General features: G+C 66.8%; 12 protein-coding genes. 5 read left to right on the forward strand and 7 right to left on the reverse strand.

Features of this window, described 5'->3' with window-relative positions; all coding sequences use genetic code 11:
* Positions 1-156: 156 nt before the first annotated feature.
* The 7 genes from WS45_RS15965 to mpl all read right to left on the reverse strand — a co-directional run bounded on the left by WS45_RS15965 (position 157) and on the right by mpl (position 8,430).
* Positions 157-561 carry a hypothetical protein gene (locus WS45_RS15965; protein WP_059535242.1) on the reverse strand — a complete coding sequence of 135 codons (405 nt, stop codon included), beginning with the start codon at positions 559-561 and terminating at the stop codon, positions 157-159.
* An 84-nt stretch (positions 562-645) separates the two neighbouring features.
* Positions 646-2,256 (reverse strand): S10 family peptidase, encoded by a 1,611-nt coding sequence (locus WS45_RS15970; RefSeq protein WP_059700720.1) that lies wholly within the window; start codon positions 2,254-2,256, stop codon positions 646-648.
* A 426-nt stretch (positions 2,257-2,682) separates the two neighbouring features.
* Positions 2,683-3,420 carry a monofunctional biosynthetic peptidoglycan transglycosylase gene (gene mtgA / locus WS45_RS15975; RefSeq protein WP_059681846.1) on the reverse strand — a complete coding sequence of 246 codons (738 nt, stop codon included), beginning with the start codon at positions 3,418-3,420 and terminating at the stop codon, positions 2,683-2,685.
* A gap of 14 nt (positions 3,421-3,434) precedes the next feature.
* Positions 3,435-4,301: a shikimate dehydrogenase gene (aroE, locus tag WS45_RS15980; RefSeq protein WP_059689097.1), complete on the reverse strand. Its 867-nt coding sequence runs from the start codon at positions 4,299-4,301 to the stop codon at positions 3,435-3,437.
* The gene (locus WS45_RS15985) at positions 4,298-6,397 is read right to left on the reverse strand and encodes an RNB domain-containing ribonuclease (protein ID WP_059535235.1); all 2,100 of its coding nucleotides are present in this window, start codon (positions 6,395-6,397) and stop codon (positions 4,298-4,300) included. The genes aroE and WS45_RS15985 overlap by 4 nt, the downstream gene beginning before the upstream one ends.
* Before the next feature lie 81 nt (positions 6,398-6,478).
* Positions 6,479-7,048 (reverse strand): YqiA/YcfP family alpha/beta fold hydrolase, encoded by a 570-nt coding sequence (locus tag WS45_RS15990; protein WP_059700721.1) that lies wholly within the window; start codon positions 7,046-7,048, stop codon positions 6,479-6,481.
* Positions 7,045-8,430 (reverse strand): UDP-N-acetylmuramate:L-alanyl-gamma-D-glutamyl-meso-diaminopimelate ligase, encoded by a 1,386-nt coding sequence (mpl, locus tag WS45_RS15995; protein WP_059700722.1) that lies wholly within the window; start codon positions 8,428-8,430, stop codon positions 7,045-7,047. Before mpl ends, WS45_RS15990 begins: the two co-directional genes overlap by 4 nt.
* Before the next feature lie 234 nt (positions 8,431-8,664).
* Here mpl and WS45_RS16000 point away from each other — a divergent pair, with 234 nt between their 5' ends.
* The 5 genes from WS45_RS16000 (at position 8,665) to accC (ending at position 12,512) form a co-directional block, all read left to right on the forward strand.
* Complete coding sequence (locus WS45_RS16000; RefSeq protein ID WP_059700747.1) at positions 8,665-9,309, forward strand: hypothetical protein; 645 nt, start codon at positions 8,665-8,667, stop codon at positions 9,307-9,309.
* 7 nt (positions 9,310-9,316) lie between these two features.
* Positions 9,317-9,871: a TlpA family protein disulfide reductase gene (locus tag WS45_RS16005; RefSeq protein ID WP_059700723.1), complete on the forward strand. Its 555-nt coding sequence runs from the start codon at positions 9,317-9,319 to the stop codon at positions 9,869-9,871.
* 194 nt (positions 9,872-10,065) lie between these two features.
* Positions 10,066-10,518, forward strand: a complete 453-nt coding sequence (aroQ, locus tag WS45_RS16010) for a type II 3-dehydroquinate dehydratase (protein ID WP_057926821.1) — start codon at positions 10,066-10,068, stop codon at positions 10,516-10,518.
* Between the two features lie 64 nt (positions 10,519-10,582).
* A complete protein-coding gene (gene accB, locus WS45_RS16015; protein WP_059535226.1) occupies positions 10,583-11,059 on the forward strand; it encodes an acetyl-CoA carboxylase biotin carboxyl carrier protein in 477 nt (158 codons plus the stop codon).
* Positions 11,060-11,144: 85 nt separating this feature from the next.
* Positions 11,145-12,512 carry an acetyl-CoA carboxylase biotin carboxylase subunit gene (gene accC, locus WS45_RS16020; protein ID WP_059535225.1) on the forward strand — a complete coding sequence of 456 codons (1,368 nt, stop codon included), beginning with the start codon at positions 11,145-11,147 and terminating at the stop codon, positions 12,510-12,512.
* Position 12,513 lies beyond the last annotated feature (1 nt).

The following is a 12,513-nucleotide window of genomic DNA, read 5'->3' on the forward strand; positions in this document are numbered from 1 at the left end:
ACGCATTCGCCTCCAATATTTGAATGCGTTGTCCAGATAATGAGATAAACCGGCAAAGTGCTGCGGCGGCCGTCGCGAAACGGCCGCGCCATGCGCACGGGGGCGGAACCCGACACGTCGCGGGTTCCGCCCCCGTGTTGGTCACGCGCGCCGCGCTTACTGCTGGTTCGTGCTGCGCGCCTGCATGTAGCGCTGCACGTCGGAGAACGACACGCGACCGCTACCGCTCGCGTCGATCTGCCGGAAGTGATTCGCGACATAGCCGAGGCCGGCCGCGCGCGCCTGCGCTTCGGTGATCGAGCCGGTGTTCTGCGTATCGGCCGCGCCGAACTGCCGCGCGAGCTTGCGCACCACCTGCGCGTGCAGCGCGGCGCCCGTCGTCTGCGTGCCGGCGGTCGGCTTGCGCGCGGCCGGCGGCACGTACGGATCGCCGAGCTGCGCCTGGCGCGCGCGCGCCGGGGTGGCGGCGTCGCTCGCCTGCGCGAACGCGGACACCGATGCGGATGCTGCAACGCCGGCGCACGCGAGCGCGGCGGCAACGACGATGAAACGTTTCTTCATGTCAGGCTCCAGTCTGGAATGAGGTCGTCGACAGCCGGCGAACGGCGCCGCCACGGGCGCGCGTCGCCAGGCCCGCACATCGCATCAGTGCGCGGCCGCGTTGTAGAAAGTCACGAGGTCGGCTTTCTCCTGCGGACGCGACGTATCGTCGAGATAGACCATGTGTCCACCCTGATAGTCCTTGATCGTCAGGTTCGGTTGCGAGCCGAGCCGCGCGAGGTCGAGCTCGGTCTGGTAGAACGGCGTCGCGATGTCGTGATACCCGTTCAGCGACAGCACCTTCAGCGACGGATTCAGCGTCAGCGCAGCCGCGAGATCGGGAATCGTGTCGGGCATCGCGAGGCCGTCGTGCGTCCAGTCCCAGGTCTGGATCGCATTGCTGCTGAGCGAATACGCCGACTGCGCGCTGTACTTCAGCACGTTCGGCAGGTAGCTGCCGATCGTGTCGGTGAACGGCTTCGTGATGAACGTGCTCGACGGGTCGCCGTCCGCCGCGAGCGGGCTCGACGACGGCACGTTCACGCGCGCGTCGTAGCGGCCGATCAGCGTGCCCGGGATCAGCGACACCTGGAAGCTGTTGTCGAAGAAGGTCGGGACGACGTTGAAGTCCGCGTTCCACAGCGACTGCTTCACGCCGGTCGAATTCACCATCGTCGTGACGAGCGTCGGCGGGGGCGGCGTGTGGCTCGCGAGGTACGCGTTCACGGCGGGCACGTAACTGCCGGCCGTCAGCTGGCGCATCTGGTCCGCATATTGCGGCAGGCTCGACGGGTTCGGGTTGTCGAACTGGTAGTACGCGCCGACGGTGCCGTAGGACGGCACGAAGCCCGCGCAACTCACGGGGCTCGCCCCGTTGTTCGAGTTGCCGACATAGTCGCTCGCCATGTCGCAGTTCGCGTTGTAGTTCAGGATCGACGACTGCAGCACGATGCCGTCGAGCTTCACGCCGGCCGTCTCGAGCAGGTTCGCGAGCACGTCGGTGCGCGGTGTGCCGTACGACTCGCCGAACAGGTATTTCGGCGAAGTGTCGCGCTGGTTCACGGCGATGTAGCGCGTCACGAAGTCGCGGAACGCGCCGCCGTCCTGGTCGACGCCCCAGAACGTCTGGTTCGTGTTCGGCGCGATCGCCTCCGAGAAGCCGGTGCCGATCGCATCGACGAACACGAGGTCGGTCGTATCGAGCAGGCTTTCCGCGTTGTCGACGAACGGGAACGTCGACGCGTTCGCGTTCGGGTCGCCCGTCTGGATCCGCTTCGGACCGAACGAGCCGAGATGGAGCCACACCGATGCGGAGCCGGGGCCGCCGTTGTACAGGAACGTGACGGGCCGTTTCGCCGCGGGCTGGTTGTCGGCGGTGTACGCGACGTAGAAGAACGATGCTTCGGGCGCGCCCGTCTGCGGATTGCGCGCGACGAGGTGGCCGGCGGTGGCCGTGTAGCGAATCGTCTTGCCGTTCAGCGTGATCTGGTGATGGGTGACGGCGGCCTTTTCGACCGCGGCGGACGCGTCGAGCGACGCGGTCGCGCTCGACGAATAACTGTTGGGATCGTTGTACGGCTTGTCCACCTGAGCGGCGGGATCGGCTGAATTGTCGGTACCTGCTGCCGAGGACGACGTCACGTCGTCGTTGCAGGCCGTCAGAATCAGCGAAGAGAACACAACTCCCAACAACAGCTTCGCTTTGCTCGCTGGCATCGTTGCTTTCCTTCTCTCGAATGTTTTTTGTGTCGAGCAGCCGGGTAAGCCGCCCCCCGCCTCGATTGCGGCCGATAAGCCGAGGCGCTGGCCAATATACGTGAGCGGGTCGGCTTTGAAAAATTTGGAAATATTCGAGCGACGCGCGGTGCGGTGCACACCTTTCAGGAATGCTTCGATTGCCGAACCATTGTTTTTCGGCAGCCTTTCAACTGCTTTCGCGTTTACCCGGAAACACTAAAACCGCGCGGATTTCGTGCCATATCAGCAAACAAAATCCCGCGCGGGCGGGCATTGCTCAGTAAAGCGAAATAGACGAATTCGTCTAATGGATATGTCCCGAAATGCGGGCGACATGAATGCGCTGCAGCGCACCAATGGCGCGCCGGCGACGGAACGGACAATGTGACGGCGCGGGCGCGCCGCTCACTGCGATTGCGGAAGTTCGGCCGCGCCCATCCGGCGGGCGATCACGGCCGCGCGCTGCGCCTGGTACGCCGAGCCGCGGTGCGCGTCGAACCAGCGCGGCTTCGGCAGCATCACCGCGAGGCGCGCCGACTGCCACGCGCCGAGCCGGCTCGCGGGAATCCTGTAGTAATAGCGGGCGGCGGCCTCGGCACCGTACACGCCGCGGCCCCATTCGACGGAATTCAGGTAGATCTCGAAGATTCGCTCCTTGTCGAGCACCGTCTCGAGCATCCACGTGATGATCAGCTCCTGCCCCTTGCGGATGTAGCTCTTCTCGCGCGACAGGAACAGATTGCGCGCGAGTTGCTGCGTGATCGTCGAACCGCCCGCGACGATCCGGCCGCGCGCCTTGTTCTTCTCCCACGCCTGCAGGATCGCGTCGACGTCGTAGCCGTTGTTGGTCGCGAAGGTCGAATCCTCCGACGCGATCAGCGCGCGCTTCAGGTTGCGCGAGATCTGGTCGTACGGCACCCACTGGTGCTGGATCCGCGCGGGCGGATTGTCGCGCGACAGCCACCACGCGTCGGTCCGCATGAACGCGGTGGAACCCGGATTGATGAACGACCACAGCGCGATCTGCACGAGATAGAACAGCTGCGTCGCGAGCCACGCGCCCGCGAACACCGAACCCGCATAGACGATCCAGCGGGTCGGGCTGATCGTCCGCGTGCGCTGCGTACCGCTTACCGCCACCACCTGCCGCGCTCCGGTCAGGCCGCCGCGAGCGCCTGGCGCAGCGCGGCCAGCACCGGTGCGCCGTCCGGCCGCACGCCGCGCCAGATGAAGAACGATTCGGCCGCCTGCTCGACCAGCATCCCGAGCCCGTCGGCCGTGCGTGCGCCGAGCGACGCCGCATGCTGCATGAACACGGTCGGCTGCGCGCCGTACATCATGTCGTACGCGAGCGTGCCCGCGCCGAACGCGGCCGCGTCGCACTCCGGCAGCGCCGCGTCGAGGCTGCCGGCCGTCGCGTTGACGATCACGTCGTACGGTTCCGCACGCACGGTGTCCGGGCCGCCGCCCGACAGCACGCAGCCCGCATCGTGCGCGGCCTGCGTGAACTGACCGACGAGCGCCTCGGCCTTGCTCGCGGTGCGGTTCACGATCGTGATCGACAGCGGCGCGCGCTCGAGCATCGGCAACACGACGCCACGCGCCGCACCGCCCGCGCCGAGCAGCAGGATGCGCGCGCCCGCGAGCGACACGCCGAGATTCGATTCGATGTCGCGCACGAGGCCGACGCCGTCCGTGTTGTCGCCGTAGATGCGGCCGTCGGCTTCGATGCGCAGCGTGTTGACCGCGCCCGCCGCCGCCGCGCGCGGCGACAGCGTGTCGGCGAGCGCGTGCGCGTCGAGCTTGAACGGCACCGTCACGTTCGCGCCGCGCCCGCCTTCGGCGATGAATGCGCGCACGGCGGCCTCAAAACCGTCGAGCGGCGCGAGCCTGTGCTCGTAGACGATCGCCTCGCCCGTCTGCGCGGCGAACTGCGCGTGGATGAACGGCGACTTGCTGTGCGCCACCGGATTGCCGAACACCACGTAGCGGTCGGCGCCGCTCGTCGACGCGGCTGCGTTCATGATGCGCGTCCCTCTTCGCTCTCTTCGCTTTCCTGGCCGTTGCCGCTCGCAGCCTCGCCGCCTTCGACCGCCGCGCCGTCCGCTTCGGCCAGTGCCTCGGCCTCGGCCTCCGCCGACGCGTCTTCCGCATCGACCAGCGTGTCGTCGCCGCCTTCGGTCTCGTCTTCGTCGTCAGCCGCGTCGCCGCTCGTCACGGTCGGCGCGTCGAGCACGTTCAGCAGCCGCACCGACGCCTCGATCGTCAGCTCGTCGAGCGACATCACGTCGAGCAGCACGCGCGTGCCGCGCGCATGCACGCCGAGCCCCGGCACGTGCAGCAGCAGCGGAATTTCCTCGAGGCGCACCAGGTCGCCCTTCACGACGCTCGCGACGACCTGCTTCTTCTGCTCCTGCGCGAGCCAGCGCAGGCACCAGAAGTACTCCATCCGGCGCTGGTAATCGGCGTAGGCGGTATAGGTGTCGTCGAAGCCCTGCACGACCGCGTACAGGTCGGCGTCCTTCGGCTTGAACGGCGCGGCGAGCTTCGCGGTGACGCCGTGCTGCACGCACGCGAGCAGTTGCCACTGGTTCACGAGGTCGACGTAGCGGCGCAGCGGCGACGTGCTCCACGCGTACTGCGCGACGCCGAGGCCTTCGTGCGGCGCGGCCGTCGTCTGCATCCGCGTGCGCTTCGGGCCCGGCGCGCCGAAACCGCGCTGCGAGCGATAGATGCCGGGCACCGTGTGATCGTGCAGGAACGCGCCCCACGTCGAGTTCGCGAGGATCGCGAGCTCCGACACGATCAGGTCGAGCGGCGACCCGCGGCGACGCGGCGTGATCGTCACGTGCTCGCCTTCGACGTAGAAGTTGTAGTCGGTGTTGCGCTGCACTTCGCGCTTCAGGCCGTAGCCCGCGCGCGCGACCTGGCGCTTCTCGAACAGCGCCTGCGCGAGCGGCCACAGCACGGCGATGTCGTCCTTGTGCGGGTAGTCGCCGGTGCCGGCCGCGAGCGTCTCTTCGTTGACGAGCTCGTCGAGCGTGTTGTGGCGCAGGTTGTTCTTCACGAACACGAGTTCGGCACGCGTCTCGTTCGCGACGATCTCCTGCGTCTCGCGGTTGACGATGATGTACAGCGACAGCGCCGGGCGGTAATCGCCTTCCTTCAGCGTGAACACGTCGACGACGTCGTCCGGCAGCATCGTGATCTTGTCGCCCGGCATGTAGACGGTCGACAGGCGCGCGCGCGCGATCGCGTCGACCGCGTCGCCGCGCACGATGCCGAGCGCCGGCGCCGCGATGTGCACGCCGACCCGCACACGACCGTCGGACAGGTGTTCGACCGAGAACGCGTCGTCGATTTCGGTCGTCGTGATGTCGTCGATCGAGAACGCCTCGACGTCCGCGCGCGGCAGGTCGTCCGGCAGCGGGCCGACCGTGACGGCGGGAAAGCCCGTGCCGTGCGGGAAGAATTCCGCGAGGAAGCGCGCCTCGTGCAGCGCGCGCGGCGACGCGATGCCGCCGCAGTCGAGCATCAGCCGCGCCGGCGACACGCCGCGCGCCCCGGCGGCCGCTTCCATCGCCTTGTATTCGATCGCGTTCTTGTCCGGCCGCGTCAGCAGCCCGAGCACCTTGCCCGCGAATGCCTCCGGCAGCTTGCCGGCCTTCAGTTCCTCTTCATACTGCGCCTGGACGAGCGCCTGCTGGCGCTTGCGCTCGAGCGACGCGAGCGCCATCTTGAGCTGCTCTTCCGGCGCGCGCTGATACTGGCCGCGCCCCTTGCGTCGGAAGTAGACGGGCGAGCCGTGCAGCCGCAGCACCAGCGCCGCGCGCTCGACCGGGCCGTAGGTCGCGCCGAAATATTCCGAGGCGAGCGCCGTATATGCGAATTCCTCGGCCGGCGCGCATTCCCACAGGAAGTCCAGGTCGATCTGTTGCGCGGCCGTATCGGCTTCTTGCATCAGCTCGCTCGCGGCCGGCTTCTCGAATTCGATCAGCACGTCCTTTGCACGGACCTTCGCACGCCGCCCGCCGGGCAACTCGACCTGAAATGCGTCGCCCTGGCGCGACAGCACGCTGCCCGCCTTGAAACTGCCCGATTCCTCGAAGAAAACGTTCACTCAGTACTCTCGTTCAGACTGCCGGGCGCCGCATCGGCGGCGCCGCATGATGATGGGAATTCGATCGGCATGACGCCGGGTTCATGACGTTCTTTCGTCGCAAAAGGCGAGAACGTCGTCGACATAGTCGGCAAATTCGCTGATTCCATGATCGCTGCCTTCGATCACGCGCGTTTTCGCGCCCGGGTAATGGGCGAGCATCTCGCGATAGTCCAGCACTTCGTCGCCCGTCGCCGCGAACAGATAGTAGCGTTCGGGCCGCGAAATCGCCGGCACGCGCAGCGCATCGAGCTCGTGCAGGTGATGGCGTTCGACGACGATCGACCCGCCGCCGTGCCACAGCGGCTGTTCGCCCAGATACTGCTCGAGATCGCGTTGCGGCACGATCGCCGGATTCAGCACCACCGCCTTCCAGCCGTGCTTTTCGGCGAGCCAGGTCGCGTAGTAGCCGCCGAGCGAGCTGCCGATCACCGTCACGTCGCGCGCACCGGCCACCTCGGCTTCCGCGACGGCGATCGCCTCGAGCGGCGACACCGACAGCGACGGGCAGCGCCACTCGTGCGTGCGGCCGAGTTCGGCCATGCGCGCGGCGAGGAGCCGCGACTTCTGCGACTCCGGCGACGACCGGAATCCGTGCAGGTACAGGATCACGCGCGGCTCCCGAGCGCGTCGAGCAGCTTCTGGTGCACGCCGCCGAAGCCGCCATTGCTCATCACGAGCACGTGGTCGCCCGGGCGCGCGGCCTCGACGACCGACTTCACCAGCAGGTGGAGATCGTCGAACGCGCGGGCCTTGTCGCCGAGCGGCGCGAGCGCGTCGGCGAGGTTCCAGCCGAGCGCGTCGCGCCCGGTCGGGGCACCGTAGCCGAACACCAGGTCGGCGTCGGCGAGGCTTGCCGGCAGTTGCGCCTTCATCACGCCGAGCTTCATCGTGTTCGAACGCGGCTCGAGCACGGCGAGAATGCGGGAACTTTGACGGCCGATGCGCGCACGAAGACCGGCGATCGTCGTTTCGATCGCGGTCGGATGGTGCGCGAAGTCGTCGTAGACGGTCACGCCGTCCACGCTGCCGCGCACTTCCATGCGCCGCTTCACGTTGCGGAACGATGCGAGGGATTCGGCGGCCTGCGCGGGCGGTACGCCGACGTGGCGCGCGGCGGCGATCGCCGCGAGCGCGTTCATCCGGTTGTGGTCGCCCTGCACCTGCCACGCGACCTCACCGACGCGCTCGGCCTGCAAATACACCGCGAAACGCTCGTCGACCGGCACGCCGTCCTCGGCAGGCAGCGCCTGCCAGCCGCCGTCGACGCCGAAGCGCTCGACCTCGCTCCAGCAGCCGCGCGCGAGCACGCGCTCCAGCGCGTCCGAGCGGCCGTTGGTCACGATCCGGCCGACGCCCGGCACGGTGCGCACGAGGTGATGGAATTGCGTTTCGATCGCGGCGAGATCCGGGAAGATGTCGGCGTGATCGAATTCGAGATTGTTGAGCACCGCGGTGCGCGGCCGGTAGTGGACGAACTTCGAGCGCTTGTCGAAGAACGCCGTGTCGTATTCGTCGGCCTCGATCACGAAGAAACTCGAATCGGTCAGCCGCGCCGACACGCCGAAGTTCAGCGGCACGCCGCCGATCAGGAAGCCCGGGTTCAGGCCTGCATCTTCCAGCAGCCACGCGAGCATCGACGACGTGGTCGTCTTGCCGTGCGTGCCCGCGACCGCCAGCACCCATTTGCCGGCCAGCACGTGCTCGCCGAGCCATTGCGGGCCCGATACATACGGCAGGCCGCGATCGAGGATCGCCTCCATCAGCGGGTTGCCGCGCGTGACGACGTTGCCGATCACGAACAGGTCGGGCTTCAGGTCGATCTGCTCGGCGCCGTAGCCCTCGATCAGCGTGATGCCCTGGGCTTCGAGCTGCGTGCTCATCGGCGGATAGACGCCCGCGTCGCAACCCGTCACCGTGTGGCCCGCCTCGCGCGCGAGCACGGCGAGACCGCCCATGAAGGTGCCGCAGATGCCAAGAATGTGGATGTGCATAGATGAATGCTTTCGCGCCGCCGGGCGCCGTCGATTCGGAAAGGAAGGTCTGCGGCACGCCGGACAGGCCGCCCGGCCAACGACTTTCGCCGCGACACAAAGACCGTCATTGTAACTGACGGCCCGCCCTGCCCGGCGGCCCGAACGATGGATCCGAACGCCGCGCGGCGCGGCGGGCGGCACCCGGCCGCACCGCGTTCGGCCGCGGCGGCGATCGAGTATGATTGCCGGATCATGTCTCGCAAACCTCTTGTCGACCCGCGGCGCGCCCGCGAGGAAATTGCCCAGTCCGCCGCCCGCCTGATCGCGGAAGACGGCCTCGATTACGCCGGCGCGAAACGCAAGGCCGCGCGCCAGCTGTTCGGCGATACGCGCGTTGCCGGCGAATGGCTGCCGGATAACGACCTGATCGAGGAAGAACTGCGCGAGTACCTCGCCCTGTTCCAGGGCGACACGCAGCCGGACGAACTGCGCCGCCTGCGCGAGATCGCGCTCGACTGGATGCGCCGGCTCGCCGAGTTCAATCCGTACGTGACGGGCGCGGTGCTGAACGGCACCGCGAACGCGCATTCGGACATCCATTTGCAGATATTCACCGACAACCCGAAGGACGTCGCGATCTACCTGCTGAACCAGAACGTTCAGTACGACGTGTCCGAAACGCGGCATTTCGCCGGTCGCGCCGACGTCGAGACGCTCAGCTTCCTGTGGCGCCCGCGGCGCGACGTGGACGCGATCGGCATTCACGTCGCGCTCTACGCGAGCGACGACCTGCGCGGCGCGGTCAAGGCCGACGCCCGCGGCCGGGTCGCCCGCGCCGACGCCACCGTGTTGCGCGCGCTGCTCGAGGCCAGCAACGCCCCTTCCGAACCGGAATGATTCAACGATGATGATGAAACGCATGTTGGCGCTCGCGGTGGTCGCGGCCGCCGCCGTCGCCGGCGGGCTCGCCGCCGGCCATTGGTTCCGCGGCGGCGGCGCCGATGACGGCGTCGCCGTCGCCGCCTCCACAGCGAAAGGCAGCCCGGTCGACCAGCTGTGGGCCGCGTCGCTGACCGGCGTCGACGGCAAGCCGGCGACGCTCGCTTCCTTCAAGGGCCAGAAGGTCGTGGTCAATTTCTGGGCGTCGTGGTGCGGCCCGTGCGTCGAAGAGATGCCGGAACTCGTCGCGCTGTCGCACCAATACAAGCAGAAGGGCATTCGTTTCATCGGGATCGGCGTCGATTCCGACCAGAACGTGAAGAACTTTCTGCAGAAGGTGAAGGTCGACTATCCGGTTTTCGTCAGCGGTTATGCGGGCGCTGATCTGGCCCGCAATTTTGGAAATACCGCCGGCGCGCTGCCGTTTACGGTCGTCATCGACGAAACCGGCAAGATTCGCGAGACAAAATTGGGACAAATCCAACCGGCCGAGCTGAAAAAGACCCTCGACGCGTTGTGATCGCCCTGAACGGCTGCCTGCGCGTTGGCGGCGATTTATGCGTCGATCGGCGCAATTTCACGGGAATTCGCTGATACTTTGCGGCCGCACCGGTAATTCTTGCAGGTCCGGCGCGCGCGGCCGTTCGGCAAAACTAGACAAATTTCTCTAAATAGCGCTAAAGTTCGCGCAATTCCGCAGAAATAGAAGCGACCATGACACGATTGCTGGTGCTGCACGGCCCCAACCTGAACCTTCTCGGCACCCGGGAACCGGAGGTGTACGGCCGCGTCACGCTCGCGCAGATCGATCAGGCGCTTGCCGCGCGGGCGCAGGAAGCCGGCGCCGAACTGTCGTCGTTCCAGAGCAACCATGAAGGCGCGCTCGTCGACCGCATCCAGGCCGCGCGGGAGGAACAGACCGATTTCATCCTGATCAATCCCGCCGCGTATACGCACACGAGCGTCGCGATCCGGGACGCGATCGCCGGTGTTGGCATCCCGTTCGTCGAGGTTCATCTGTCGAACGTGCACCGCCGCGAAGCGTTCAGGCACCACTCCTACTTTTCCGACCAGGCCGAAGGCGTGATCTGCGGGCTCGGCTGGAAAGGTTATCTGTACGCGCTCGAGTACGCGCTCGACAAGCTGCAAGGCACGTCGCGCGGCTGATTTCGCGATCTAGATTCAGCGCCGGTCCCACCGGCGCTTTCACGTATTGAAAGGGGAATTCCCGATGGATCTTCGTAAGCTGAAAACTCTGATCGACCTCGTCTCCGAATCCGGCATCTCCGAGCTGGAAGTGACGGAAGGCGAAGGCAAGGTGCGTATCGTCAAGAACGCGCCGCCGGTCTATGTCCAGCCGACGGGCGGATTTGCCCCGCAGGTCAGCGCACCGGCCCCGGCGGTCGCGCTGCCGACCGAAGGCGCGGCTGCCGCGCCGGCCGCAGGCGCCGCTGCCGCGCCCGCCGTGCCGCAAGGCCACGTCGTGACGTCGCCGATGGTCGGCACGTTCTATCGCGCACCGTCGCCGGGCGCGGACCCGTTCACCCAGGTCGGTGACACGGTCAAGGAAGGCCAGACCATCTGCATCATCGAAGCGATGAAGCTGCTCAACGAGATCGAGTCGGACAAGGCCGGCGTGATCAAGGAAATCCTCGTCGAGAACGGCCAGGCCGTCGAATACGGCCAGCCGCTTTTCGTGATCGGCTAAGCCCGCCGCGCGGCCTGTCCGGCCGCGCACCGCCGATGCTCGCCAGGCGCCGTTCGCGCGCCCCTCGAAGAGACGAATACTCGCTATGTTTGAAAAAATCCTCATTGCCAACCGCGGTGAAATCGCGCTGCGCATCCAGCGCGCGTGCCGCGAGCTCGGCGTCAAGACGGTGGTCGTCTACTCGGAAGCCGACAAGGAAGCCAAGTACGTCCGCCTCGCGGACGAAGCCGTTTGTATCGGCCCGGCCCCGTCGAACCTGAGCTACCTGAACATGCCGGCGCTGATCAGCGCCGCGGAAGTCACCGATGCCGAGGCGATCCACCCCGGCTACGGCTTCCTGTCGGAGAACGCCGACTTCGCGGAACGCGTCGAGCAGTCGGGCTTCACGTTCATCGGCCCGCGTCCGGAAACGATCCGCCTGATGGGCGACAAGGTCACCGCGAAGCAGACCATGATCAAGACCGGCGTGCCGTGCGTGCCGGGTTCGGAAGGCGCGTTGCCGGACGATCCGAAGGAGATCGTGAAGATTGCCCGCGCGATCGGCTATCCGGTCATCATCAAGGCAGCGGGCGGCGGCGGCGGGCGCGGGATGCGCGTCGTGCACACCGAGGCCGCGCTGGTCAATGCGGTCAACATGACCCGCGAGGAAGCCGGCCGTGCGTTCGGCAACCCGCAGGTGTACATGGAGAAGTTCCTCGAGAACCCGCGCCACATCGAAATCCAGGTGCTGTCGGACGCGCACAAGAATGCGATCTGGCTCGGCGAGCGCGACTGCTCGATGCAGCGCCGTCACCAGAAGGTGATCGAGGAAGCGCCGGCACCCGGCATTCCGCGCCGCCTGATCGAGCGCATCGGCGACCGCTGCGCGGACGCGTGCAAGAAGATGGGCTATCTCGGCGCGGGCACGTTCGAATTCCTGTACGAGAACAACGAGTTCTACTTCATCGAGATGAACACGCGCGTGCAGGTCGAGCACCCGGTGTCGGAGATGATCACGGGCGTCGACATCGTCCAGGAACAGATCCGCATCGCGGCCGGCGAGAAGATCGCGCTGCGCCAGCGCGACATCCAGTTCCGCGGACATGCGATCGAATGCCGGATCAACGCGGAAGATCCGTTCAAGTTCACGCCGTCGCCGGGTCGGATCACGTCGTGGCATACGCCGGGCGGCCCCGGCGTGCGCGTCGACTCGCACGCCTACAATGGCTATTTCGTGCCGCCGAACTATGATTCGATGATCGGCAAGCTGATCACCTACGGCGCGACGCGCGACCAGGCGATCCGCCGGATGCGCATCGCGCTGTCGGAGATGGTCGTCGAAGGCATCCAGACCAACATCCCGCTGCACCGCGAGCTGATGATCGACTCGAAGTTCGTCGAAGGCGGCACCAGCATCCACTATCTCGAACACCGGCTCGCCCAGAAGCAGCAGGTCGCACCGGAAGAAGCGTAAG

The sequence above is a fragment of the Burkholderia sp. RF2-non_BP3 genome (genome assembly GCF_001522185.1).
GTDB lineage: Bacteria > Pseudomonadota > Gammaproteobacteria > Burkholderiales > Burkholderiaceae > Burkholderia > Burkholderia diffusa.